Here is a 25,866-nt window from a genome sequence, read left to right on the forward strand (position 1 = left end):
TTTATTAAAGTAGTTACTACAGTTAGTCTATTAATTTAAAGCCATTTTTTAAAATAGCATTAGAACTACCACCAATAAAAACATTAAAATCTCCTTCTTCTGCTTCCCAAATACCCTTTGCTGAATAAAACTGAAGCATTTCTTCATTTATTACAAAAGTTACTTCCTTAGATTCTCCTGGCTCTAAGGACACCATTTTAAATCCTTTTAACTCTTTTACTGGCCTAGTAATACTTGCAAATTTATCTTGAATATATAATTGCACTACTTCTTTTCCTGCGTACTCTCCAGTATTAGTTAAATTAAATGTAAGAGCTATTTCCGCTCCTCTTTTGAAGGATGTAGCATTCAATTTTAAATCACTGTATCTAAAATCAGTATAGCTTAAGCCATATCCAAATTCATAAAGAGGGGCATTGCTTTCATCTATATAATGCGACCAAAAAACCATATTAGGAGCCGGTATCTCTGGTCTTCCAGTATTCTTATGATTATAGTATATTGGAATTTGCCCAACACTTTTAGGAAAAGTCATTGGCAATTTACCGCTTGGATTATAATCACCATATAATACTGCCGCGATAGCGTTACCACTTTGTGTTCCTAAATGCCATGTTTCTAATATTGCCGGCACATTTTCGTCGGCCCAATTAATGGTTAAAGGTCTTCCATTCATTAAAACTAAAACTACCTTTTTATTTACCTTGTAAACGGCTTCCAACAACTCTTGCTGCAATCCAGGTAAATCTAAGGTAGTTCTACTTCTACCCTCTCCAGACTGAAAACCATTTTCACCTAAAACTAGAATTACAATATCGTTCTTTTTTGCAAGAGCCACAGCTTCTTCTATACCAGAAGCATCTTCTTCATTTATTTTAGTTTCTAATGTAAAATCCGTTTTTCCTTCTGTTAAGGTTACTCCTTTCGCGTAAGTAATTATATTTCCTTTATACGTATTTAATCCTTCTAAAACTGAAATTGCTGTATTATCATCAGCAGCAAGACGCCAACTACCTAGAGGGCTATTCTTATCCTCCGCTAAAGAACCTATTACGGCTATTTTTTGCCCCTTTTTCTTTAAAGGCAAAAGGGCCTTTTCATTCTTAAGTAGTACTATCGATTTTTTGGCCATATCTAAAACCGCAGCTTGGTTTTCGGGGCTTCCTACAACGGATTTTTCTAATTTTTCATCACAATACAAATATGGGTCTTCAAAAAGTCCCAATTCATATTTTACAGTAAGTATTCTTTTTACAGCATCGTCAATTAATGCTATATCTACCCTTCCTTTATTTATTAAGGCTTCTATATGATTAACATAACCATAAGATTCCATATCCATATCCGAACCAGCGTTAGCTGCTAGTGAGCTTGCGTGCTCATTATCCTTAGCATAACCATGCGCAACCATTTCATTGATTGAACCCCAATCGGATACTACAAACCCATTAAAACCCCATTCTTTTTTCAATATTTTTCTTTGCAAAAAAGCATTACCTGTTGCCGGAATACCGTTGAGCTCGTTGAAAGAATTCATAAACGTTTTTACTCCAGCATCTACTGTTGCCTTAAAAGGAGGGAATATGATATTTTGTAAGGTTGACTCTCCTACATCTACTGTATTATAATCTCTTCCAGATTCTGCAAATCCATAGCCTGCAAAATGTTTAGCGCAAGCGGCTATAGTATTCTTCTTAGATAAATCGTCGCCTTGAAAGCCTTTTACTCTAGCGTATCCTATTTTACTTCCTAAATAAGGGTCTTCCCCTGCTCCTTCCATTACACGCCCCCAACGCGCATCTCTAGAAATATCTACCATTGGAGCAAATGTCCAATTTATTCCACTTGCCGCAGCTTCACTAGCGGCCACTTCTGCTGAATTTTTAATAGCTTCTAAATCCCAACTAGCAGCTTCCGCTAAAGGAATTGGGCTAACTGTTTTATACCCATGAATAACATCAAAGCCTATTATTAATGGAATTCCTAATCTGGTTTCTTCTACAGCTATTTTTTGTACTTTTCTAACTTCTTTTACACCACGAACATTAAGCATAGAGCCTACTTGTCCTGATTTTAAATGTTCGTATTTTAATACTGCACTTCCGTCAGTAGGTGCCGGACCAGTAACATTCCAGAACCCATTGTACTGGTTCATTTGCCCAATCTTTTCCTTAAAAGTCATCTTAGCTAATAACTGCTCTACTTTTTTTCTTATCTCCTCTTGTTTTACCTGTACTATTGTTTCTTGAGCATGTAACTTACCCCAAAAACATATAAAGTATGTAAAAATTAACACCTTTTTCATTGGTTCTTTTTTGTATTAAATCTTTATTATCTAATTCCCTAAAATTACCATAGAACAGCAAGGTATTATAAGACAATATTTTCCGATTTTATTCAATTATTGGAGCTATATATTCTTAATCTACAATATCAACAATTATTGATAATATCTTACATAATCTATTTCCATAGAAGGTTAGCCAACTAAGCTGTGAAGAGAGAAACGAGTTTGTGTTGGAAATTACTTTTTTTGTTTCACTAGTTACTCCATAAGTAGAGCAATTTTAACAATACGTAATTCTTAGGGTAAATTAAAAAACTAGAAACTGAAATAGCCTAAGGGAAGTACTTGAGATATTAATTGAAAACCAATTCTTATTGCAAGGTAAGCCTCCGTGAGTTTTAAGTCTAAAATATTAGACCAACTAATAAAGAAATTTTAGGATACTATTGGAAGAAAAAACACTAAACAATTTCTGCATTTAAACCTGCCTGCAAAAGACGAGTACAACGGGGTTTTAAATCTTTAAATTCTCCAGTTTTAACCGTACATTTTCCATTATAATGCACTATTAATGAACATTGCTCCGCTTGTTCCGAAGTATGATCACAAACAGAAACTAATGTATCTATAACATGCTCAAAAGTATTAACATCATCGTTAAAGAGTACAATTTCATTTTGGTTTACTGCCTCTTCTTCTACTAATAACTCCTCTGATATTTCTTCCCTGGTACTCATATTATAAGGGTTTTATAAAAACTAAAATACATATTTTGCAGCAACCCAATTATTTTTTTCAAGTTTTTTTTCAAATTTTAACGAATGCTCTTGGCATTTATCGCTAATCATTTTTAGGTCTTCTTGGTAGAAACCACTTAGAAAAAGAGATCCTCCAGAGTTTAAACATGCTGCATAGATAGGAATGTCTGCTAACAATATATTCCTGTTTATATTTGCTATAATTACATCAAACTTTTTGTTCTTTAGAAGACTAGCATCCCCTTCTAAAACTTGAATATTAGGAAAACCATTTCTTTCTACATTTTCTTTAGCATTTAAATAACACCAATTATCTATATCTATAGCTTCAACTGGCACAGCACCTTTCATAGCAGCTAATATTGCCAAAACTCCAGTACCGCTCCCCATATCTAAAACAGATTTTTTTGTAAAATCATTTTCTAAAATATGTTTTAACATCATAAAGGTTGTTTCATGATGTCCGGTACCAAAACTCATTTTGGGTTCAATAACAATATCATATTCTACAACAGGAGCATCATGAAAAGGAGCTCTAACTACACAGGCATCATCTACTTGTATGAGTTTAAAATTTTCCTCCCAAGTAGCATTCCAATTCTCTTGTTCAATTTCTTTAACCGTATATTCAATCTTAAAATTGTCATTTTTTAATATATCTATGGCATCTATCATAGACTCTTCCCAATCTGTTTTTTGAATATACGCCAAAACTCCATTTTCATTTTCTACGAAACTCTCGAAGCCTATTTCCCCTAATTCTGCAATTAAAATATCGGAAGTAGGTTGTACTGGAGTAACAGTAAAGGCGTATTCTATATAAATAATGTTTGCCATGTCTTTTTTTAATATAAAAGGAATAGATAGTTTATTAAAAATAGAAGCTGTTTAGAGAAATGTTTCTAAACAGCTTTCTTAAACAATTTTTTAAGCGAAATTAAATAGCTTTTATAATGGCAGCAAAATCATCTGCTACTAAAGCAGCTCCACCAATTAAACCACCATCTACATCTGGTTTAGAGAATATCTCTGCCGCATTTGCAGGTTTTACACTTCCACCATATAATATAGAAACATTATTAGCTACGGCAGCATCATATCCGTCTGTTATTGTTTTACGAATAAAAGCATGCATTTCTTGCGCTTGCTCCGCTGAAGCTGTTTCTCCCGTTCCAATAGCCCATACAGGCTCATAAGCCAATACAATTTTACTCCATGCACTAGCATCTAAAGAAAAAAGTGCATTTTTAATTTGACCACCAACTACATTAAAATGGTTATCAGATTTTCTATCTGTCAATTCTTCACCAAAACAGAACATTACTCTCATGTTTTTTGCTAAAGCTGCTTTTACTTTCTTCTCCAAAATCTCATCTGTTTCACCAAAATAAGCACGTCTTTCGGAATGTCCAATAATTACGGTATCAATACCAATATCTAACAGCATATCTCCAGAAGTTTCTCCTGTATAAGCACCACTTTCTGCAAAGTGCATGTTTTGGGCTATCACTTCTATAGTAGAAGACTCTAAACTTTGTTTAGCAGTAACCAAATTCACAAAATTAGGTGCTACCATTACTTCTGCTGTTGTATCTGGTAATTTAGCTGAAAGCTCTGTTAAAAGCGCTTCTGTTTCTGCTAAATTTTTATTCATTTTCCAATTTCCCGCTACTATTTTACTTCTCATTTCTATTATTTTGTAAGTTGTTTTATAATCTCTTTGTCTTCTACATTTATTGCTTTATACAAGGTAATATAACCTTCCTTGTTTATTACCATATATCTTGGAATCCAGTCTAAATCTATAGCTGTAAACAAATCGGACTTCCACCCATTAGGAGCCCAATAGTGTGACCCGTTGTTTATCTTAAAACTTTGTATGCCCTTCTCCCAACTATCTTTAGTTTTATCCAAAGAAACATAAACATAAGCCACTTCTGGATAGTCCTTTTTTATAGCATTCAAAGTGGGCATACCAACTATACAATCTTTACACCAAGATGCCCAAATATCTAATAAGATTACTTGGCCTTTATGAGTCTCTAAAACCTTCCCGAAGGTTATAGGCTTCCCTTCTAAATCCATTAAATGGTCTGCCTTTGCTTCCACTGCGAAAGTTTTATCTTGCGCAATCATACAAAACATAGAAACCATAAAAAAAATGACCGTAACTATTCCTTTTTTCATTTAAAGTATTTAATAGAACAAAAGGTTATCCATATCATTATAATGCACTTTTTGCTTTATAGTTCCTTTTTCTAAAACTAATACTCCTGGATTAGACCGGACAATAGTTTTTAGCGCTATTTCATCCGTATAATAAAACTCTAAATTTAAATTATACTTTTCTATAATTTCTTTTGCCTGTTCTGCACTAGAGGCCGACATACCAATAACTTTATACCCTTTCTTAACTGCAGCATCGGCTATTTCCTTAACTTCTCCGTAGAAATTAGTATTGGTTTTTCTTAAATCGTACGCCACAATCATAACTAACTTAGGTTCTTGCAATAAATCAGACGCAAAATCTTCTCCATTCTGTTCTACAGTAAAATCGTGAATGGGGGGCTCGTAACCTGCTTGTAACTCCGTCGTTTCTACCCCAATAAATTCGCCATCCACTGTTGGGTAATCTCCAGTCGTATGTACAATTTGTTCTTCTCCGTTTGCCTTAAATTTCCAAGCATAGTCGAACACAGCTTCTGGGGCTCCAACTGGAACTGTAATTCCTTTTTGGATATTGGCACCAATTTTATATGGTCTAAAATCTATAACTGGCAAATGATTTAACACATAATACCCATAACCTACGCATAATACAAGTGCTACCGCAGTAATTATTCTATTTGGGTAAGACCTAAATAAGGGCTGAATATATTTTTGTCCAAAAAACAAAATAAGAATAAGAACAAACAAAATAACATCCTTGGTAAAGGATTCCCAAGGCGTTAATTTAACAGCATCACCAAAACAGCCGCAGTCTGTAACTTTATTAAAATAGGCCGAGTAAAAGGTTAAAAATGTAAAAAATACAATCATTAATAGAAGGTTCCATACTGTAAATTTAACGCGGTAACCTACTAATAACATAACCCCTAAGAGCACTTCAAAAATAACTACTCCTAAAGAAACCCATAATGCCAGTGGTACTAGAAAAGGAAGGTTCAAAACTGCTTCACTAAAATATTCTTCTAATTTAAAAGAAAATCCGACGGGGTCATTTAGCTTAATAAAACCACTAATAATAAAAAGTATCCCAACAAAAATTCTACTAAACCCTACTAAATATCTCATACTATTTATTGTCGTTTTCTTGAAGATGGATCATTGCAAATACAGCATAATTTATCATATCTTGATAGTTAGCGTCTATACCTTCACTAACCAAAGTTTTCCCTTGGTTATCTTCTATCTGCTTTACCCTTAATAATTTTTGTAAAATTAAATCGGTTAATGAGCTTACACGCATATCTCTCCAAGCTTCTCCATAATCATGATTTTTATTCTCCATCAATGATTTTGTTTCCGTTATATGTTTCTCATAAAGGCTTACTGCTTTTTCTGTTTGTAAATCTGGCTGATCCACTACACCTAGTTCTAGCTGAATTAAGGCCATAATAGAATAGTTTATAATACCAATAAATTCAGAACGCTCCCCTTCATCTACCTTACGCACTTCATTTTGTTGTAGGCTCCGTATTCTTTGTGCTTTAATAAAGATTTGATCCGTTAAAGAAGGTAACCTTAGAATACGCCATGCACTGCCGTAATCTGTCATCTTTTTTTGAAATAACTCTTTGCAAATTTTTATAACCTCATTATATTGTTCGGAAGTATGCTGCATGTATATCTAATTTGCGTAAATTTCGCTTAAAATATTGTAAACGTCAAAGTTCTCGATTTAATCTTTCTTTGTCAAGTATTTACACACCAATTATTTACAAAAATGACCATTAATTGTAACGAAAACCTTATAGATTTAAATACACCCAAAGTAATGGGTATACTAAACGTTACTCCTGATTCTTTTTTCGATGGTGGTGCTTATAACGGAATTAAAAATAGCATTTCTCAAGTAAAAAAAATGCTTGATGAAGGTGCTACCTTTATTGATGTTGGTGCGTATAGTTCCAGACCTGGTGCCAAAGAAGTTACTCAAGAAGAAGAATTACAACGTATTTTACCCGTTATAAAAGCTATTACCAAAGAGTTTCCAGATTGCATAATTTCTATAGATACCTTTAGGAGTAGTATTGCTAAGGCATGTGTTCAAGAAGGAGCAGCTATGGTAAATGATATTTCTGGAGGACAATTAGATACTAATATGTTTGCTACAGTTGCTCAATTAAAAGTGCCTTATATTTTAATGCATATGCGAGGTACTCCGCAAAATATGCAACAAAACACAGTATATGACGATGTAACTTTAGACATTATCTATTACTTTTCTGAACAGATATATAATGCCCGTTTAGCCGGCATTAATGATATTATAATAGATCCCGGATTTGGATTTTCTAAAACAGTAGCCCAAAATTTTGAGCTCTTAAACCAATTAGAGCTCCTACAAAACATAGAAGTTCCTATACTCACTGGTTTAAGTAGAAAATCTATGATTTACAAAACTTTAGAAACCGATGCTAAAAAAGCTCTAAATGGCACCACTGCCCTAAATATGGTATGTTTAGAAAAAGGAGCCAATATTTTAAGGGTCCACGACGTTAAAGAAGCTATGGAGTGTGTACAGTTATATAATGCCTTAAAAAGTAGTTAGCCTATTTTTATTGAGTATTTAATATGGAGTAAAAAATAAAAACGTAATACCTATAGCATTACACATGACATACTAAATTTTGGACTTTCAACATTAGACTTATTTTTCCTAATTTTACAAAAACTGCGGCGATTGGATTTTTTAAACTTTATAGATTTACGAATTACTGATATTATAGATATCATTCTAGTAGCCGTTCTACTTTATTACATCTACAAATTAATTCGTGGCTCTGTTGCTATCAATATTTTTATTGGCATCGTAATTGTCTGGGGCTTTTGGAAACTTACCGAGTTATTAGGCATGGAAATGATAAGCAGTATGGTAGGTGCTTTTATGCAAGTTGGTTTAATTGCACTTATTATAGTTTTTCAACAGGAGATTAGAAAATTTCTTTTAATGATTGGTTCTACCAATTTTTCTAATAAACGAAATTTTATAAAGCATTTTAAATTTTTAAAACAAGAAGGACTTTCTAGTAGCATTAATATTGATGCTTTAGTTGCTGCTTGTGAGAAAATGGCGAGTACCAAAACCGGTGCCTTAATCGTTTTGGAGCGTAATAATTCTTTAGATTTTATAAAATCCTCTGGAGACAAAATGCATATTGAAATTACACAGCCTATTATAGAAAGTATTTTTTATAAAAACAGTCCTTTGCATGATGGTGCTGCTGTAATTTCTGGAAACTATATTGTAGCAACCAGAGTTACCCTACCTGTATCTAACGAACGTACTATTCCCTTGCGCTTTGGCCTTAGACATAGAGCCGCAATTGGCATTACCGAAAAAACAGATTCTTTAGCTCTTGTTGTTAGTGAAGAGACAGGATTAATATCGTATATTAAAAACGGAGAATTTGTTTTGTATAAAGGGTTACCAAAACTTATAACAATGATTAAAGAGGACTTAATTTAATTAGGCTACTTCTTCTGACAAAAATTGTGCTTCGTATAAATTACTGTAATACCCGTTAGCATTAAGTAACTCTTTATGCGTTCCTATTTCTACAATTTTACCAGCATCCATTACGATAATTTTATCTGCCTTTTTTATGGTTGCTAAACGGTGAGCAATAATAATAGACGTACGCCCTTCGGTAATTTTCTCGGTAGCACTTTGTATTAATTGCTCTGAATAAGTATCCACAGAAGAGGTTGCCTCATCCAAAATTAAAATACTAGGATTACTAACATATGCTCTTAAGAATGCAATTAATTGTCGCTGTCCGCTAGACAACATTGCGCCTCTTTCTTTTACATCATAGGCATACCCTCCGGGTAAACTACTAATAAACTCATGCACTCCAATTTCTTCGGCTGCCTTCTGTATAGATTCTTTGGTTATGCTCTTTTCTTTTAAAGATATATTATTAGCTATAGTGTCTGCAAATAAGAAAACATCTTGTAAAACCACCGCTATTTTATCTCTTAAAGAAGATAATTGAAAATCTTTAATATCTATATTATCCACCGAAATTACTCCAGAGTTAATCTCATAAAAACGATTCAATAAATTAATAATCGTAGATTTTCCTGCTCCTGTAGCACCAACAATAGCGACGGTTTCTCCTGCTTTTACATCAAAAGAAATTCCGTGTAATACTTCTTCTCCTTCTACGTAACCAAAGCGCACATCTTTAAAAGTAATATCTCCCTTTACATCCGTTTTTATTTCCGTACCATTGTCAGGAATAGCACTATCGGTATCTAAAATATCAAAAACTCTATTGGCGGCTACCATTCCCATTTGCAGTGTATTGAACTTATCTGCTATTTGGCGAAGTGGTCTAAACAATAAATCTATCAAGAAAAAGAAAGAAAAAACAGCTCCAATTTCGCCCAATTCCGTGGATACAATATTTTGTCGTATTCCAAACCAAACAACCAAACCAATAGCTATAGAAGATACAATTTCTGCTATAGGAAAGAAGATAGAATTGTACCATACCGTCTTTATCCAAGCTAATTTATGCTTCTCATTTATTTCTCTAAATTTTTTACTTTCAATCTCTTCTCTAGTAAAAAGCTGCACTATTTTCATTCCTGTAATACGTTCTTGTACAAAGGAGTTTAAATTAGATACTTGCGCTCTTACTTCAGTAAAAGCCACTTTCATTGCCTTTTGAAAAACACGGGTTGCATATAAAATTACAGGCATCAGCCCAAAAACTATAAGTGCCAATTTCCAATCTAAATATAGCATTACTAAAGCAGCTGCAAGCATTTTTAGTAAATCTGCTACTATAACAAAAAAACCTTGACTAAAAATCTCTCCAATACGCTGCATATCTGCCACAGCTCTAGTTACTAAAACACCAAGTGAAGAAGTATCAAAATACTTCATTTTAAAACCAAGCATTTTTTTGAACAAGTTTATTCTAATATCTTTTATTACCGATTCTCCCAACCAATTGGCATAGTAATTAAATAATAACTGACTAGTTACTTGCGCCACCAAAACCCCTAACAAAGCCATGGTAAAAACAAATAGCATATTGGCGTCTTTTGCCTTTATACCATCATCGATAATACGCCCTACTAAAATAGGTGTTAAGACTGCAAAAACTGAAGCCAAAATAGCGGCTAACGCAACCCCGTAAAAAGTAACTCTATACGGCTTGGTATGCCCCATAAGTCTCTTAAAAAGGCTCTTATCAAAAGTTTTTCCGGAATTTTCACTCATAGAAATCTATCGTTGTTTTTGGATACAAAACTTGAGTCAAATATAAACCTTTTGCTGGTACAGAAACACCAGCTTGCGCCCTATCCTTACTTTTTATGATGGTATTAACATCTTCTACTTTTATTTTCCCCATCCCAACTTCTAAAAGTGTTCCTACAATGGCCCTAACCATATTTCTTAAAAAACGATTCGCCGTTATAGTAAATACTAATAGATTACCTTTTTGCTCCCATTTCGCTTGAGTAATATTGCATAAATAAGTATACACATCTGTATTAGATTTAGAAAAACATTCAAAATCTTTTTCTTTGAGTAAAATTTTAGCGGCTTGGTTCATGGCCCCAATATTAATAGACTGTTTTATATAATGGGAAGTATCAATACAAAAAGGATCTTTTTTCTTGGTTATCCAATACTCATAAGTACGCGCCGTGGCATCAAAACGGGCATGGGCATCTTCCTTTGTTTCTACAATGCGTTGTACCGCAATATCCTCTGGTAAAAGTGAATTTACCCGATATACCAACTCCTCTACCTCTAATATTTTATCTAAATTAAAATGCGCATACATTTGTTTGGCATGCACACCGGCATCTGTTCTACCTGCTCCTGTTAAAACAACTTTAGTACTCAGAATAGTAGATAAACTCCCTTCTAAAACCTCTTGCACAGTAATAGCATTGGGTTGTCGTTGCCATCCGTGGTAATCCTTACCGAAATATGAAAATTGAATAAAAAACCTCAATGGAATATGCTAATTTTGTGAAGTTACAAAGATACTTTTTTCCACCTATTTTTGGAACATTAAAAAACAGCATTCGCAATTTCTATAAATGACACAGATTCTTCTTTTATCGGACACCCATTCTCATATAGACGACACCATTTTAAAATACGCCAAACAAGCAGATGAAATATGGCATGCTGGCGATATTGGCTCCTTAAAAGTTACCGATGCTTTACAAAAAATAAAACCTCTTCGTGGCGTTTATGGTAATATAGATAACCATATAATTCAGAAAGAATTCCCAGAGAACAATCGTTTTATGTGTGAAGGTGTGGATGTGCTTATGACGCATATAGGCGGGTATCCTCCAAAATACAATATTAGAACTAGAGATGAAATAAGAAACAATCCTCCCAAACTTTTTATTTGCGGCCACTCTCATATTCTAAAGGTTATGATGGACAAAAAACTTGGCGTTCTACACATGAACCCAGGCGCCTGCGGGAAACATGGTTTTCACCAAATGAGGACCATGTTACGTTTTGTTATTGATGGACCAGATATTAAAAATTTAGAAGTAATTGAAATTGGGAAGCGTTAATGTAACTTTTGGTTAAGAAGTTGAAAAAAGAAAAAACTCCTTTATCTTATAATACTAAGTTAACACTAACACCGCTACTAGCAGTAAATAAATAGTACTCAATACTATTGCTTTTATTTTTAGTTGTTTCATAATTCCATACTGTTTAAGTCTTAAAAAAAATAATCACTATGCACAAAGACTTTGAACAAACTCTTTTTTTTAACACCCTATAAATGTAATAGTTACAACCAAAAAAACTACTATATATTTCCTAAAAAAAACTGAACAAATGCTTAACATCTAAATTTTAATATCATAAATTAAAAGGTCATAAGAAATCTCAAATCTTCCTTAAAAACACCATTTCAAAAAATTGTTTCAACTAATTTTGAAGGAATTCTCCTCTATTAAATAAAGATTAATTAGATTAGGGATCTAAAAGATATATAGATCACTGGTGATTTATTTTTAATAGTTACCATTAATACTAACCCGTCCTTAAAATTCCATTTTTTTTAATAAAATGTCCTCTAAATTGTCATATTTCTCAAACTATGGTAACTAAAGTAATAAAGGGAAGTATTAAAAATGGAAAAACAAAAAAGCCTATTTCTATCCAAACTTGAGGAAAACCAAGATAAATTATATAGGCTTTGTTCTATATATTCTGATAATGATGAAGACTCAAAAGACCTATTTCAAGAGGTTTTAGTTCAAATCTGGAAGTCGATGAGTTCATTTAAAGGTAATTCATCTATTGGTACTTGGATGTTTAGGATAGCATTAAATGTTTGCCTTCGTTTCAAATCAAAATACACGAAAAACCAAAACCGATTTATACGATTAGATAGTATGACTATTTTTAATATCGGTTCTAAAATAGTAAATGAAAGCAATGATGAAAAACTAATAGCTTTAAGAAAGTGTTTTAAAAAATTGAATGATGGAGACAAGACTATAGTTGCTTTGTACTTGGAGGAATTAACATATCGAGAAATTTCAGACATACTTGGGTTATCTGAAAATCACATAGCCGTAAAAATCAAACGGATAAAATCAAAATTGTTTAACTGTATAAATGAAATATTATGATTGAAGATGAATTAATTAAAATCTGGCAATCGTCCAGCAATCAAGAGCGTGTAAAATTTGAGAAATCAAAATTAATGATAGAATTGCAATCAAGTTTAAAGCGTTTAGACAAATGGTGGAATTATATTGAACTTTCAGAAACGATTTTAGCTGTATTTGGAATTTTAGTATGCCTTCTTTTATTATTCAAGATTCCTTTCGCTCTGACTAAAACAGCGATAGGATTAATAATGATTTGTGCAATTTATTTAATAATCAAATATCGAAGCATTAAGAAATTTAAGCCAAGTGATTTAGAAGAAAATTATCTAAATTATCTCAAAAAAAACAGGAAATATCTTCAAGCCCAAAAGAAATTCCTTAAGACATACTACTATTGGGGAATATTGCCAGTTTACCCGATAATGTTATTATTTAATATCAGTATTTGGGAAAAGATTCCAAAAAACTTTATAGTGATATTAATTCTAATAAATATAGCCACAATCGGAATAGGGGTTTATGGATACTTCTTAAATAAAAAAAGAGTGAAAAAAGAAATCAACCCAAGAATATCTGGAATTAATGAATTAATAAATCAATTGGAACAATAACATATGAAATCTAAATATAGCCCCTCGAAAGTTTCAACAAGCTTTTTAGAACAATTATCAAAAATTTTGCGGTTTTCAACTTCAAAAACAAGAAGAGAAATAATCAAACAAAAGAGAAATCAAGTTAGGAATAAAAAGTACTAATGGCAACAATGTGTCTTATAATTCATTGCTAGTTAGAGCTCCCTTACGAAAGTCCTCGCGGACTTTCTATCTGTGATTTATTTGCTAACTTTAGTGCTTAAACACGCAACGAAATCATACACAAGTCCTTTACCTACAAACAAAAAAGAATATGCAAAAAAAGACACTTATTATTTTCTTTCTCCTCTTCATAGTTTTTATAAATGGTTATTCTCAAGAAATAGAAACTTTAAGACAGAAGATCGATAGTATTATAAATACAAAAAAAGCAATCGTTGGAGTTGCAATTAATGGGATAAAAGCTAATGACACACTAAGTATTAATAATGAAAGACACTATCCAATGCAGAGTGTTTTAAAATTTCCAATTGCATTGACAATTTTATCTGAAATTGATAAGGGCAATTTTTCACTTGACCAAAAAATTGAGATTAAGAAAAATGAACTACTACCGGGACTATGGAGTCCAATAAGAAAAAAATATCCCGAAGGAGCTACACTTACTATTGCAGGAATCATTGAGTACACAGTCGCTATGAGCGACAATGTTGGCTGTGATGTTTTACTAAAATTGCTCGGAAAACCACAAGTGGTTGAGAATTATTTTTCAAGTCTCGGTTTTAAAGATTTTGCTGTAAAAATAAATGAGGAAACAATGCAAAATAATTGGGATTTGCAATTTTTAAATTGGACAACACCTAAAGAAGCTAATAGAATTTTGGCAACATTTTATGAAAACAAAAATGGTTTACTTTCCAAAGAGAGCTATGATTTTATTTGGAACATAATGAAAGGAACCAAAACTGGTAAAAACAGATTAAGAGGGCAATTACCAGAAGAAACAATTGTAGCACATAAAACAGGTTGGTCAGGAAAACACAAAGAAACAGGCATAACTGCAGCAGTAAACAATATTGGAATTGTGTATTTGCCAAATGGAGAACACTTCACAATAAGTGTTTTTGTGACTGAATCTAAAGAAGATATCAAAACCAACGAAAAAATTATATCCGACATCTCTAAAGTGGCATGGGATTATTTTATAAAAGAGTAACAGATAGTCCAAATATCGAAAAGTTAGTGTCTTTTTGCACGCTACGTTTCATACATAAGACCGTTGGCAAAAATTATGACCCGTCCTGAAATGAAATATTTATTATTCATATTTTTATTATTATCAACTAATTGCTCACGTAAAATGAATATCCAATCTATACCTTACAATAATCAACTGAAGAAAGTAGCACTTTTGGACATTATATTTAGTACTATTTCACTAGAAGAGATTCCAGAACCATACTTTAAAGATTACTCTCATCATAAAAGTGCAACGGTAAGAAACTATAAATCTTACGACACAATGGGATTTAAAGATATTTTATTAAAGCATTTATCAAAAAACTTTGAGTGCACAGTTCTTAAACTAATTATCATTACACCAAAAGGCGAGAAGCTACATTATGACGCTTTCGCTTATTTATCTGACAAAAGAATAATTGGGATGCATTTAGAGGATAAAAAAAGCTTCAAGTTATGGATGGATATAATCCTTAAAGACCAATATCAAAAACTTGAAGAATATAAAAACAACGGTCAATTTGAAAGACAACCGGATCTTAACCCTAACCCACAATTTATGCTTACTTTAGGAAAAGGACAGTTTTCACGGAAATGGGTAAACTCTGGAATGTTAGTAGATGAAAAACCTTATGAAAATGTTGGAGCATATCTATATAAAAATGCACCTAAACAATACAATGAAGCCAAAATTGCCAAAGAAAAGCAAAACTATATAAAAAAATATATTGATACTACGTATCGCTCAAATGTAGACAAAGTTCTTTTGAAAAAGTTATTTGACGAATTCATTAGAGTCAAAAAAATCAAACCAGAACTGTCAAAGAATAATGAACAGGTATATAAAGAGTTTGAAACCTCAGCAGGCTATGCATTCCCTGAAGAATTAAAACTATTACTCAGTTTACATAATGGAATTGAAAACACAGGGTTTTTGACAGCTGAACAAATACTTGACGAATGGAACAACTGGAAAGAAATTTATGATAGTGTTGATTGGATGTTAATTGATTTAACAGGAAATAGTCACCCGGACGGAAGAAAAACAATAGGAATTTACACCAATCCATATTGGATTCCTTTTCTAAGTACCGGTAGTGGGAACTTTATTGCTATAGATTATGCACCTGGAAATAAAGGAACATCAGGACAAATAATTGCCTTTGGAGCAGATGAAACGAAAATTCGTTTTATAGCTAATAATCTAGAAGGTTTTTTCCGAAAATTGATAGATGGAAAAGATGTTTTGAATAATGGATTCTTAGAGTAACTATGTCCCCAACTCGGGGTATAAGTAATAGCTGTTTAAGTGATAAAACGAAAGTATAAACATAAAAATTTATTTTTGCGAATCTCATTTGAATAAATCGCTTTATTGACAAAGGATTTACAACGGATACCAGTACTTGGTTTTTGTACTGATGATGACCTACTATACTACCGTATACATCAAAGACATCCTTACTGATGTCAACTCCAAAAGTTTCTTTATATTTATACATAACAAATAAAAGAGCGGGGGTTATCAATGTTGTGGAAGTCCAAAGCTTCAACGTGTATAGTTACCTTAATTCTCTATTTTGCTCTTTCTAGTTTATACTATCAATTTAATGAAAATCAAACTTAAGAGGTATTAAACTAATTGCTTATTTTAGGCTTAAACAAAGGTAGTTGCGCTTTTGTTACGTCTGATATTCCTGCGGAAACCCCTCATATGCAAAACCGTTGTACCGTATAAGAAGTAACGAAAAAACAATGTAAGTATGAAAAGAAGACAATTCATTGGATTAATAGGAAACTCTAGTTTATTCCTCTTAGCGGGAGGATTATCTTCATGCGTCTATGACAAAAAAAATAAATTCTCAGAAGAATTTGTTTTTTTAGAAGCCGAACAATTTAAAGACCTCGGCGGATGGGATTTAGATCAACAATCAATGGATCAAATGGGCTCTCCTTATTTGCTTGCACATGGATTAGGTATCCCTGTTGAAGATGCTAAAACAAACATTAAGTTTCCGTCTTCTGGAAACTATCGCGTATGGGTACGTACTCGTGATTGGGTAGCTCCATGGAAGGCTCCGGGCGCCCCTGGTAAATTTCAGTTACTTATTAATGATGAACCACTTAAAGAGACCTTTGGTACTAAAGGAGCAGAATGGAACTGGCATGATGGAGGTGTGGTGAAAGTGGAGAAAGAAGCTTCCATTACATTGCATGACCTGACAGGTTTTGAAGGTAGATGTGAAGCAATACTATTTTGCAAAGATTTAGAATTTGAGCCCGTAAATGACATTGAAGCACTTACCAAGTTTCGTCGGAATTTGCTGGAGCTTCCTGATAAACCAGATGATGGAGGTGAGTATGATATTGTGGTAACAGGTGGCGGATTAGCAGGTACATGCACAGCAATATCGGCCGCTCGAAACGGATTAAAAGTAGCTCTGGTTCAAGATAGACCTGTACTTGGCGGGAATGCTAGCTCTGAAGTACGTGTATGGCCAGAAGGTCATACGAATAAAAGCCCTTATACTCATATTGGAGATATCGTAAACGAAATTCTTCCTCCAATAAAGAAAGAAAAAGGTCAAGTACTTAATGGTGTTGATTCCAGTTATTATGACGATGCGCTAAAATTGAAGGTTGTAAAAGCAGAACCGAACATAAGTCTGTTTATCAACCATAGGGCTATAAAAGTAGAAACTACGGATAATGTTATTAATGCTATCATTGTTCAAAGTACAATATCTGCGCGACAAACAAAGTTAAGTGGTAAGCTTTTTTCAGATTGTACGGGTGATGCTACCATCGGGTATAAAGCTGGTGCAGATTATGAATACGAAATAAAAGATCTTATGGGAAGTAGCAATCTTTTTAGCGTGTTAGATGCATCCAATCCAGAAGAAGTATTGGCTTGCGAATGCAAAGATAAAAGCGCTTTGGCGATGAAGTGTGAAATCGGAGAAATAGCACAACCATTTCCTCGGTGTCCATGGGCTTTAGATTTATCAGACAAACCCTTTCCTGGAAGAAAAGGAGTAAAAACTTTTAATCGCCAAGGGTTGGAAGCATTTGCCAATATGTGGTACTGGGAGAGCGGATTTAATAAAAATCAAGTAACAGAGATAGAACTCATTCGAGATCACAATTTTAGAGCAATGTATGGAGCCTGGGATACCCTCAAAAATGTAGATAAAATGTATCCTAACCATAGATTAGGATGGTCTGCATTTATTGCAGGCAAACGCGAATCTCGTCGTTTAATGGGGGATGTGATATTGGATGCCGAAGATTTCAAAAAACAAAAAATATTTGACGACCAAGCTTTCCCATGTTCCTGGCATGTTGACATTCACACTCCTAAAAAAGAATATCAAACAGGGTTTAAAGGAAACGAGTTTGTTTCCGACTACACACGAGGTAAGAAATACAACTATGGTGGACTGTACTGGGCTCCTTATCGTACCCTGTATAGCAGGAATATTAAAAATCTTTTTATGGCAGGACGAGATATTAGTGTAACGAAAACTGGACTGGGCCCTGTACGGGTAATGAGAACCACTGGGATGATGGGAGAAATCGTTGGTAAAGCCGCTGCCATTTGCATTAAACAAAACGTTTCTCCTCGTGGAGTTTATGAAAAACACCTTGATAAACTAAAAATATTGATGTCTAAACCTGGTAGTGAACGAACATAGAATTTGAATATAAAATTTTGTATAAGTAATGGCACGCATTGTGATGAATTTTAAGGCTTGTAGCCGGTTCAGTCTACGTAGCGGTAGGGCAGAAAATTATCCCAAAATCTGGCACTACTCATACAAATTACCATTTAGTAGAATATAAAAAATGAAACATTATTTAAAACCTTTTTTTATAACAATTATATTGCTTGTTTCTGGTGTAGTCTTTAGTCAAACTAAACCAGCTAAATTGATACTTCTAGATAATTCCGAATTTGAAGGATATGGAGAAATCAAAATAAACATATTAACTAAAAGCGAAAAAATTGTTTTTAGAATGGATTTAGAAGACAAACCAGATATTTGGAAAAGCGATCAAGTTAAAAGAATAGAATTTGACAATGGAATACAAATAGTGGCTTATGAATATGTAAAGGTTAATAAAAATATTTCCAAATTGTATCGGGTAATAGAATCAGGTTTCATGACTTTGTACGCTTATGACGATATAGAGTGGACAAATAATGGCAATACAGGAAACGAACTAAATCAAAGAAGTCAAGCATTTGCAACTAAAAAAACAAGCTACTATATAAAACGAAAAGATAGAGATTATTTATATCATGTAACTAGAAATAAAAATGCTTGGAAAAGGCAGTTGGCTGAATGTTTTAACGACTGTGAAAATGTTATAGATATTGTTTCTAATAAAAATATAAAGGACTATGAAATAGATGACTTAGTTTGGGAGTTTAATGAATACTGCGGAAAAACTAACTAAAAAAAGTCAACAGCTAGCAAAACCTAAACGTGATGCAGACTTGTAACTTATTTAATAGGTCCACGTATCTTTATAAAGTCCGTACATCTTATGCCCCAGCGCCTAGAGGTAGCTTTAGACAATAAAAAACAAAACAAAACCTAAGATTTGGTTTCTAGCGTAGACGAAAGCGAAAAGTTTCCTTACTATCGCACTAAACTTAGCCCAACCTTTAGCTGTTATAAAAAAAACTCAAATGAAAATAACAAAAGAAAAACTAGAGATAGATTCTGATATTGAAGGTTCATATAAAATAACGGTTCAATATAACACCAAAAATATTGATTTAAGATTAGACCCTGATGATGTAACTATTGAAGAAACATTGACATTGGCAAACAAAATAATGGTGAACTTTGAAATCTATGAAAAAAAGGCAATGAATGTTATTGTTAGAGATTTTTTAGATAACTATAATGAAAATTGGGCTGATGAAGAAAATGGATTTCCTAAACTGGATGAACCAGCATTTAGAAATAATATAGAATTGAAAGCCATTAATTTTTTATCTAAAGATTCTATTAATATATTCTACAAAGAAAATGGAATGTTTGGAAATCACTCCTTGATTGCTCAATCATTTGACGGAGAAAATTTTGATAACACAACAATGTTCGGATAAAAATAATTCAGCTAACAAAGAAAAAACCCGGGTATTTAAGAAAAACCGTTCTTGACGATAGTCAATTTAACTTATCTACGTTAATTCTAACTTTGTAAAAAAAATGAATATAAAGAAAGTTTTAGTCGCAGGAGCAACAGGGTATTTAGGGCAATATGTAGTTAAGGAACTAAAGAAAAGAGGTTTTTGGGTAAGAGTACTTATTCGCAATAAAGCACAAAAAGACAAGTTTAAAGCTGTTGACGATTTTTATCTCGGTCAGTTAACATCTCCTAATTCCATAAAAGGAATAACAAAAGATATTGATTGGGTTTTTTCCTCTGTTGGTATTACCAGACAAAAGGATGGAATGACGTATATGGATGTTGACTATCAAGCTAATTCAAACTTACTGAAAGAGGCATTAAAAGATAAAGTTGAAGCATTCCAATATATTTCAGCTATTAATGGAGATAAACTAAAACATCTAAAAATATTTGAAGCCAAAGAAAAATTTGTAGAAGAGCTACAGGATTCAGAAATCAATTATTGTGTTTTGCGTCCGAATGGTTTTTTCTCGGACATGAAAGATTTTCTAAATATGGCAAAAAGTGGAAGAGTATATTTATTTGGAGATGGTAATTTTAAATTAAATCCAATACACGGAGAAGACTTAGCTAAAATTTGTGTAGATAAAATGGAGGAAGGAATAAAAGAAGAAACCATAGGTGGTATTGATATTTTTACTCAGAATGAATTGGCAAAAATTGCATTAAAAGCTTGGAAAAAACCCATTAAAATTAGTCATTTACCTGATTGGACTAGGAGATTTACCATTTGGTTATTACGTACTTTTACGTCTTCAAAAACGTACGGCCCAATTGAATTTTTCCTAACAGCAATGGCAGATGATAATATTGCAAACCAATATGGGACAATACGACTGGAAGATTTTTTTAAATTAGAAGTAAATAAGCTAAAAAATAAAAAGTACTAGCTACAAGAATGTATAAAAACAGTATACGTTTTCGCTTAACTAAAACAGACAAATGAATAACAAAGTAAAATTACTAAATCGAGAATCTTCTTTAGAGTTCTTACCAAATTTATCTAATACATTAGGTCCAAAAATTTACATAAAAAGAGATGATGAAGGCGGACGTGGAGGTGGCGGAAATAAACTACGAAAATACGAGCGTATTATAGCAGATGCTATACATAAAAAAGCAGACACATTAATAATTGCAGGGCATCATCAATCTAATGCTGCTCGTGAACTTGTTGGTGCAGCTTGTCAGCTAGGTTTAAAATCAATTGTTGTTTGCAAAACAATGATTCCAGAGCAAAATCCTACTTTTAATAAAAATGGAAATGCTCTTTTAATGCAATTAATGAACGCAAATATAATTACTATTAATGCAGAAGATGACTTTGATATTGAAATGAATAAAATTGCTGCTAGTGTAAACAAAAAAGGAAATAAAGCCTATCTAATTCCTTTTGGTGGCTCTAATTTATTAGGTTCTTTAGGGTATTATGATTGTGCTAATGAGATTATTGAACAATTTAAAAATGCAGAAGGAACAACACCGAATTATGTGGTTACGCCAACTGGCAGTGGCGGAACCATGGCTGGTCTTATTGCAGGGTTTTCCATTGCTAAAACACCTACTAAAGTTATTGGCTTTAGTGTATTATATAAAGACAAAATAATAGAAAACATTGTTACCAAACTAGCAAACGAAATAATAGAAAACATAAAACCAAATGTAGATATAGCTACAAACTTTGAGCTAAACACAAAATTTGTTGGGGAAGGCTATGGGATACCAACAGAAAATGGAACAAAAGCAGTTACTATGCTTGCAGAATTAGAAGGTCTTTTTCTTTGCCCTGTATATACTAGCAAAGCAATGGCAGGCCTAGTTGAATATATTAAAACAAATAAGATAAAAAAAGACGAAACAATAGTTTTTATCCATACAGGTGGTATGCCTTTAGTTCATGCATATTATAACCAATATATGTAAAAACTATACTTTACAAAAGCTACATCAATATAGGTTTTAGTGCTTACCTAAAAATTAGATTATAGCGCTTCTGTAAAGACCACTAAATTAATGAATAAACTAGGCAGCAATTTAAAATTGCTGCCTTTTTTTTTAATGCATTCAACAAAACTAATTTACCAATTATCTATACCCATAAATCATTACAAATACCTTTTATATATTGTGCTTTATTTGTACTTTAGAAAACCTCTTATAACTGCAATTATAAAATACAAATGATAAAAATAATATCCCTAGGAATTGGCATTTTTGTTGCAATTTTGTCCTTCGCAAATCTCTTTTTTATACAACCAAGATCTGTAGAAAAACAAATGGCGTCTGTGGCTCAAAGTATAAATAAAAAATGCCCCATTTATTTAAAAAAAAGTTCTAGGCTAGATAGTGTTAGTACAATCTCCAATACAAATTTTATCTACTATAAAACGCTTTACGGAATGGATAAAAAATATATGAAGATAGATTCTTCTACCGCAATAATACGCCCTTATTTATTAGAAGAAATTAAAGAGAATCCAAATTACGAGGCTTTTAAAAAACACGACATTATTTTAGACTATGTTTTTTATGATAAATATGGATCGTATGTTACCAAAATCTCTTTTACTCCAGAACTATATGCACACTAATAAATTTTATCTCCATAGCCTTTTCTTATGGGTTGTTTTATGCTTTTTATCTTGTGAAGAGAGAGAAGACAACATACCACCTACAAGCCTTTTTACTAGTATGCCAGTAGATGTTACTGGGGTTACATTTGAAAATAAGGTTTTAGAATCCGAAGAGCTATACTATTATAAATACTTGTATATGTACATTGGTAGTGGTGTTGCAACGGCAGATTTTAATAATGATGGGTTAGAGGACCTTTTTTTTGTGTCTAACTTATATCAAAACAAAATTTTCTTAAATAAAGGAAATTTAAAATTTGAAGATGTTACCTCTACATCTGGCATAAAAAAAACGGACGGATTTAACACAGGAATTTCTATTGTAGATATTAATAATGATGGTTTTTTAGATGTATATATTAATAGGGCTGGGTGGTATGAAGATGAAAAAAAACTGGCCAACCTACTTTATATTAATAATGGCGATGTAACTTTTACAGAGCAAGCAAAGTCTTATGGCATAGCAGATACTAATAGATCTATAACTTCTACCTTTTTTGATTATGATAAAGATGGCGATTTAGATTTATTTATTGCCAATGCCCCTTCTAGGTTTGATGTTTCTGGTGTGGTTTTAGATAAAAAAAGTATTCAAAATCATCCATTAACAAAAACCTTTAAAGGGAGTGATAAACTGTATAATAATGACGGAAATGGTCATTTTAACGATGTATCTATTACTGCAGGAATATTACCAGATTTAGGATTTGGACTAAATGCCCAAATAGGAGACTTTAATAATGATAGTTGGCCAGATATTTATGTTTCTAATGATTTTGTTGGCTCAGACTTTGTATTTATTAATAACCAAGATGGCACCTTTAAAGATGGTAGAGATGAGACATTTAAACACATATCTTACTTTAGTATGGGTAGCGATATTGCAGATATAAATAATGACGGATTACAAGATGTAATGGTTTTAGATATGGCACCCGAAGATTATATTAGATCTAAAACAACAATGGCAATGACCTCTATTGCTAAGTTTAAAAAAATGATAGACAAAGGCTACTATTACCAATACATGCACAATACCCTGCAATTAAATAATGGTAATGGCACCTATAGTGATATTGGTCATATGAGCGGAATTGCCAAAACAGATTGGAGTTGGTCAACCCTCTTTGCAGATTTTGATTTAGATGGCTTTAATGATATTTATGTTACAAATGGAATTTACCGAGATGTTGTAAATAAAGATGTTATTAGGTCTCTAGATGCATATGCTTCTAAAAACAAAGATAATTTAGATGCTAAAAAGATTTTAGAACTAACCCAAAAATTACCGCAACAAAAATTAACCAATTATATTTTTAGAAATAAGGGAGATTTAACGTTTGAAAATAAAACTGCAGATTGGACAAACGAGAAAGAAAGTTTTTCTAACGGCGCTATTTATAGCGATTTAGATAATGATGGAGATTTAGATATTGTTGTAAATAATATTGATGATAATGCTACCATTTTAAGAAACAATTCTAGAAGTGTTTCTCCAAATAAGTATGTTCAATTTAATATAAATGGCCCTAAAAAAAATAAGCAAGGCGTTGGTACTATTATAAAATTGCATCAGGGGAATGGAGAGACACAAACAAGACAAGTCATAGGTTCCAGAGGTTTTTTATCTTCAGTATCTAACAAATTACATTTTGGATTAAAGGAAAACAAAACAATTCCTATGGTTGAGGTGCTATGGCCCAATGGAAAAACGCAAGTTCTAAAAGATGTTGCAGCAAACCAAACCGTAACTATTACTTACAATCCACAAAAAAATATAGCACCAGAAAAAACACCTAAAGCCGTACTTTTTAAAGAACAACGAATAGACTATTCTCATAAGGAGCCAGTTTTTGATGATTATAAAAAACAATTACTACTACCACACAAACTATCGCAAACTGGGCCTGCTATTGTAAAAGTAGATATTAACAACGATTCTTTAGATGATATTTATATTGGTGGGGCGCATAATTCTCCAGGGAAATTAGTACTTGCACAACCAAACAATACTTTTAAAGAAGTTACCATACCTGATTTTATAAAAGATAAAAAATTTGAAGATGTTAGTGCCACTTTTTTTGATGCTGATAATGACAATGATTTAGACTTGTATGTGGTTAGTGGCAGTTATGAGTTTAATGAAAACTCAGAAATGCTAGAAGATAGATTGTATATTAACAATGGAAACGGAATTTTTAAACGTTCTAGGAATAGTATCCCATCTATAAAATCGGCGGGATCTATAGTTACTGCTGCGGACTATGATAATGATGGGGACCAAGATTTGTTTGTTGGCGGTAGAGTAATTCCTGGTAAATACCCGTATACGCCTAATAGTTATTTGCTAATAAATGAAAAAGGTAAATTTAAGATACAAACCAAAGAACTTGCTCCGTCATTAGAGAAAGTTGGTATGGTAACCGATGCCATTTGGAACGATATAGATAACGATAAAGATTTAGATTTAATAGTTACTGGGGAATGGATGGGTCTTGAAGTATTCACTAATAACAATGGAAAATTAACTAAAAACAATTCCTATTCGGATCTTTCTTCTACCGTTGGTTGGTGGAATAAATTAATGATTGTAGATATAGATGAAGACGGAGATAAAGATATTATCGCAGGAAATTTAGGTCTTAATTACAATTTTCATGCATCTAAAAAAGAGCCTTTTCATGTTTACACCAACGATTATGATAACAATGGTATTGAAGATATTATTTTAGCTAAATATTACAAAGACAATCAGGTTCCAATACGTGGTAAGTCTTGTACCGCAGAGCAAATACCATCTCTCAAAGAAAAATTTACCTCCTATGATGCTTTTGCCAATGCGGATCTTAAAGATATATTTGGAGAGGGTTTAAATACCTCTTTACATTTTAAAGCTACAGAATTTAGATCCGGTATTTTTATAAATCAAGGGAACAACAACTATTCGTTTCAACCTTTTTCCCATGAGGCGCAAATTGCTCCTATAAATTCTATTCTATTCGAAGATTTTGATGGAGACCAGAAAAAAGACTTGCTTATGGCTGGTAACAATTATATGCCTGAAGTAGAAACTACTAGAGCAGATGCGGGAAAAGGAATATTTTATAAGGGAGATGCTACTGGAATTTTTAATTATATAGAGAATACTACTACTGGTTTTTTTACAGATAACGATGTTCGAAAAATGTTGCTCTTAAACTCTAAAGAAGGAAAGAATATTTTTATAGGAAACAATAACAAAAAGCATCAATTATTTAGGGTAAAAAACTTCAAGTAGAGGAGTATTTAAAACCAATAAAACCATA

General features: G+C 32.6%; 23 protein-coding genes and 1 pseudogene. 14 read left to right on the forward strand and 10 right to left on the reverse strand.

The features are described from left to right. Nucleotides 1-22: 22 nt before the first annotated feature. The 7 genes from bglX to Q0856_RS00705 form a co-directional block, all read right to left on the reverse strand. On the reverse strand, nt 23-2,305 hold the full coding sequence (gene bglX, locus Q0856_RS00675; RefSeq protein ID WP_298501668.1) for a beta-glucosidase BglX: 2,283 nt from the start codon (nt 2,303-2,305) through the stop codon (nt 23-25). A 443-nt stretch (nt 2,306-2,748) separates the two neighbouring features. Next, the gene (locus Q0856_RS00680; RefSeq protein WP_298472879.1) at nt 2,749-3,024 is read right to left on the reverse strand and encodes an ATP-dependent Clp protease adaptor ClpS; all 276 of its coding nucleotides are present in this window, start codon (nt 3,022-3,024) and stop codon (nt 2,749-2,751) included. Nucleotides 3,025-3,045: 21 nt separating this feature from the next. Next, nucleotides 3,046-3,882: a 50S ribosomal protein L11 methyltransferase gene (prmA, locus tag Q0856_RS00685; protein ID WP_298501671.1), complete on the reverse strand. Its 837-nt coding sequence runs from the start codon at nt 3,880-3,882 to the stop codon at nt 3,046-3,048. Nucleotides 3,883-3,982: 100 nt separating this feature from the next. Beyond that, the gene (tpiA, locus tag Q0856_RS00690; RefSeq protein ID WP_298501673.1) at nt 3,983-4,732 is read right to left on the reverse strand and encodes a triose-phosphate isomerase; all 750 of its coding nucleotides are present in this window, start codon (nt 4,730-4,732) and stop codon (nt 3,983-3,985) included. A 5-nt stretch (nt 4,733-4,737) separates the two neighbouring features. Continuing rightward, complete coding sequence (locus tag Q0856_RS00695) at nt 4,738-5,232, reverse strand: TlpA disulfide reductase family protein (RefSeq protein WP_298501676.1); 495 nt, start codon at nt 5,230-5,232, stop codon at nt 4,738-4,740. A 9-nt stretch (nt 5,233-5,241) separates the two neighbouring features. Beyond that, nucleotides 5,242-6,339, reverse strand: a complete 1,098-nt coding sequence (locus tag Q0856_RS00700) for a BT_3928 family protein (RefSeq protein ID WP_298501679.1) — start codon at nt 6,337-6,339, stop codon at nt 5,242-5,244. A 1-nt stretch (nt 6,340) separates the two neighbouring features. Beyond that, entirely contained in the window at nt 6,341-6,889 is a 549-nt protein-coding gene (locus Q0856_RS00705) for a DUF1599 domain-containing protein (protein ID WP_298472891.1), read from the reverse strand. Between the two features lie 102 nt (nt 6,890-6,991). Between Q0856_RS00705 and folP the strand changes: the two genes are divergently transcribed. Then, the gene (folP, locus tag Q0856_RS00710) at nt 6,992-7,819 is read left to right on the forward strand and encodes a dihydropteroate synthase (RefSeq protein ID WP_298501681.1); all 828 of its coding nucleotides are present in this window, start codon (nt 6,992-6,994) and stop codon (nt 7,817-7,819) included. A 132-nt stretch (nt 7,820-7,951) separates the two neighbouring features. Next, the gene (locus Q0856_RS00715) at nt 7,952-8,737 is read left to right on the forward strand and encodes a diadenylate cyclase (RefSeq protein WP_298501683.1); all 786 of its coding nucleotides are present in this window, start codon (nt 7,952-7,954) and stop codon (nt 8,735-8,737) included. On the opposite strand, the gene Q0856_RS00720 is transcribed toward Q0856_RS00715, so the two are convergent. Together Q0856_RS00720 and truA are read right to left on the reverse strand one after the other, a co-directional pair. Further along, complete coding sequence (locus Q0856_RS00720) at nt 8,738-10,504, reverse strand: ABC transporter ATP-binding protein (protein ID WP_298501686.1); 1,767 nt, start codon at nt 10,502-10,504, stop codon at nt 8,738-8,740. It abuts the gene before it with no gap. Next, a complete protein-coding gene (gene truA / locus Q0856_RS00725) occupies nt 10,497-11,249 on the reverse strand; it encodes a tRNA pseudouridine(38-40) synthase TruA (RefSeq protein ID WP_298472904.1) in 753 nt (250 codons plus the stop codon). Before truA ends, Q0856_RS00720 begins: the two co-directional genes overlap by 8 nt. 88 nt (nt 11,250-11,337) lie before the next feature. Between truA and Q0856_RS00730 the strand changes: the two genes are divergently transcribed. The 5 genes from Q0856_RS00730 (at nt 11,338) to Q0856_RS00750 (ending at nt 15,990) form a co-directional block, all read left to right on the forward strand. Then, on the forward strand, nt 11,338-11,832 hold the full coding sequence (locus tag Q0856_RS00730; RefSeq protein WP_298501688.1) for a metallophosphoesterase family protein: 495 nt from the start codon (nt 11,338-11,340) through the stop codon (nt 11,830-11,832). 570 nt (nt 11,833-12,402) lie between these two features. Then, on the forward strand, nt 12,403-12,906 hold the full coding sequence (locus Q0856_RS00735; protein ID WP_298501690.1) for a sigma-70 family RNA polymerase sigma factor: 504 nt from the start codon (nt 12,403-12,405) through the stop codon (nt 12,904-12,906). After that, nucleotides 12,903-13,499 carry a hypothetical protein gene (locus tag Q0856_RS00740; protein WP_298472912.1) on the forward strand — a complete coding sequence of 199 codons (597 nt, stop codon included), beginning with the start codon at nt 12,903-12,905 and terminating at the stop codon, nt 13,497-13,499. The genes Q0856_RS00735 and Q0856_RS00740 overlap by 4 nt, the downstream gene beginning before the upstream one ends. A 295-nt stretch (nt 13,500-13,794) precedes the next feature. Beyond that, complete coding sequence (gene bla / locus Q0856_RS00745; RefSeq protein WP_298501692.1) at nt 13,795-14,697, forward strand: class A beta-lactamase, subclass A2; 903 nt, start codon at nt 13,795-13,797, stop codon at nt 14,695-14,697. A gap of 75 nt (nt 14,698-14,772) precedes the next feature. Then, nucleotides 14,773-15,990, forward strand: a complete 1,218-nt coding sequence (locus Q0856_RS00750; RefSeq protein WP_298501695.1) for an SMI1/KNR4 family protein — start codon at nt 14,773-14,775, stop codon at nt 15,988-15,990. A 70-nt stretch (nt 15,991-16,060) separates the two neighbouring features. On the opposite strand, the pseudogene Q0856_RS00755 reads toward Q0856_RS00750, so the two are convergent. After that, nucleotides 16,061-16,222: pseudogene (locus Q0856_RS00755) on the reverse strand (IS110 family transposase); the annotation flags it as partial. Between the two features lie 261 nt (nt 16,223-16,483). Here Q0856_RS00755 and Q0856_RS00760 point away from each other — a divergent pair. From Q0856_RS00760 to Q0856_RS00790, 7 genes are all read left to right on the forward strand, one after another. Next, entirely contained in the window at nt 16,484-18,415 is a 1,932-nt protein-coding gene (locus Q0856_RS00760) for an FAD-dependent oxidoreductase (protein ID WP_298501697.1), read from the forward strand. 151 nt (nt 18,416-18,566) lie between these two features. Beyond that, nucleotides 18,567-19,181, forward strand: a complete 615-nt coding sequence (locus Q0856_RS00765; protein ID WP_298501699.1) for a hypothetical protein — start codon at nt 18,567-18,569, stop codon at nt 19,179-19,181. A gap of 235 nt (nt 19,182-19,416) precedes the next feature. Then, nucleotides 19,417-19,842, forward strand: a complete 426-nt coding sequence (locus Q0856_RS00770) for a DUF2262 domain-containing protein (protein ID WP_298472927.1) — start codon at nt 19,417-19,419, stop codon at nt 19,840-19,842. Between the two features lie 103 nt (nt 19,843-19,945). Then, entirely contained in the window at nt 19,946-20,818 is an 873-nt protein-coding gene (locus Q0856_RS00775) for an SDR family oxidoreductase (RefSeq protein WP_298501702.1), read from the forward strand. Nucleotides 20,819-20,870: 52 nt separating this feature from the next. Further along, nucleotides 20,871-21,851: a D-cysteine desulfhydrase family protein gene (locus Q0856_RS00780; RefSeq protein WP_298472932.1), complete on the forward strand. Its 981-nt coding sequence runs from the start codon at nt 20,871-20,873 to the stop codon at nt 21,849-21,851. 257 nt (nt 21,852-22,108) lie between these two features. After that, complete coding sequence (locus Q0856_RS00785; RefSeq protein WP_298501705.1) at nt 22,109-22,519, forward strand: hypothetical protein; 411 nt, start codon at nt 22,109-22,111, stop codon at nt 22,517-22,519. Beyond that, a complete protein-coding gene (locus tag Q0856_RS00790) occupies nt 22,509-25,838 on the forward strand; it encodes a VCBS repeat-containing protein (protein WP_298501708.1) in 3,330 nt (1,109 codons plus the stop codon). Before Q0856_RS00785 ends, Q0856_RS00790 begins: the two co-directional genes overlap by 11 nt. The last annotated feature ends 28 nt before the right edge of the window (nt 25,839-25,866 follow it).

This window comes from uncultured Maribacter sp., assembly GCF_947496775.1.
In the GTDB taxonomy this organism is placed as follows: domain Bacteria; phylum Bacteroidota; class Bacteroidia; order Flavobacteriales; family Flavobacteriaceae; genus Maribacter_B.

Coding starts and splice junctions, on each gene's coding strand:
- Q0856_RS00765 (WP_298501699.1), top strand. CDS start 18,567: ATGAAACATTATTTAAAACCTTTTTTTATAACAATTATATTGCTTGTT.
- Q0856_RS00720 (WP_298501686.1), bottom strand. CDS start 10,504: ATGAGTGAAAATTCCGGAAAAACTTTTGATAAGAGCCTTTTTAAGAGA.
- Q0856_RS00770 (WP_298472927.1), top strand. CDS start 19,417: ATGAAAATAACAAAAGAAAAACTAGAGATAGATTCTGATATTGAAGGT.
- Q0856_RS00735 (WP_298501690.1), top strand. CDS start 12,403: ATGGAAAAACAAAAAAGCCTATTTCTATCCAAACTTGAGGAAAACCAA.
- Q0856_RS00730 (WP_298501688.1), top strand. CDS start 11,338: ATGACACAGATTCTTCTTTTATCGGACACCCATTCTCATATAGACGAC.
- Q0856_RS00750 (WP_298501695.1), top strand. CDS start 14,773: ATGACCCGTCCTGAAATGAAATATTTATTATTCATATTTTTATTATTA.
- Q0856_RS00695 (WP_298501676.1), bottom strand. CDS start 5,232: ATGAAAAAAGGAATAGTTACGGTCATTTTTTTTATGGTTTCTATGTTT.
- bla (WP_298501692.1), top strand. CDS start 13,795: ATGCAAAAAAAGACACTTATTATTTTCTTTCTCCTCTTCATAGTTTTT.
- folP (WP_298501681.1), top strand. CDS start 6,992: ATGACCATTAATTGTAACGAAAACCTTATAGATTTAAATACACCCAAA.
- Q0856_RS00775 (WP_298501702.1), top strand. CDS start 19,946: ATGAATATAAAGAAAGTTTTAGTCGCAGGAGCAACAGGGTATTTAGGG.
- Q0856_RS00705 (WP_298472891.1), bottom strand. CDS start 6,889: ATGCAGCATACTTCCGAACAATATAATGAGGTTATAAAAATTTGCAAA.
- Q0856_RS00780 (WP_298472932.1), top strand. CDS start 20,871: ATGAATAACAAAGTAAAATTACTAAATCGAGAATCTTCTTTAGAGTTC.
- tpiA (WP_298501673.1), bottom strand. CDS start 4,732: ATGAGAAGTAAAATAGTAGCGGGAAATTGGAAAATGAATAAAAATTTA.
- Q0856_RS00700 (WP_298501679.1), bottom strand. CDS start 6,339: ATGAGATATTTAGTAGGGTTTAGTAGAATTTTTGTTGGGATACTTTTT.
- bglX (WP_298501668.1), bottom strand. CDS start 2,305: ATGAAAAAGGTGTTAATTTTTACATACTTTATATGTTTTTGGGGTAAG.
- Q0856_RS00790 (WP_298501708.1), top strand. CDS start 22,509: ATGCACACTAATAAATTTTATCTCCATAGCCTTTTCTTATGGGTTGTT.
- Q0856_RS00680 (WP_298472879.1), bottom strand. CDS start 3,024: ATGAGTACCAGGGAAGAAATATCAGAGGAGTTATTAGTAGAAGAAGAG.
- Q0856_RS00760 (WP_298501697.1), top strand. CDS start 16,484: ATGAAAAGAAGACAATTCATTGGATTAATAGGAAACTCTAGTTTATTC.
- Q0856_RS00740 (WP_298472912.1), top strand. CDS start 12,903: ATGATTGAAGATGAATTAATTAAAATCTGGCAATCGTCCAGCAATCAA.
- prmA (WP_298501671.1), bottom strand. CDS start 3,882: ATGGCAAACATTATTTATATAGAATACGCCTTTACTGTTACTCCAGTA.
- Q0856_RS00785 (WP_298501705.1), top strand. CDS start 22,109: ATGATAAAAATAATATCCCTAGGAATTGGCATTTTTGTTGCAATTTTG.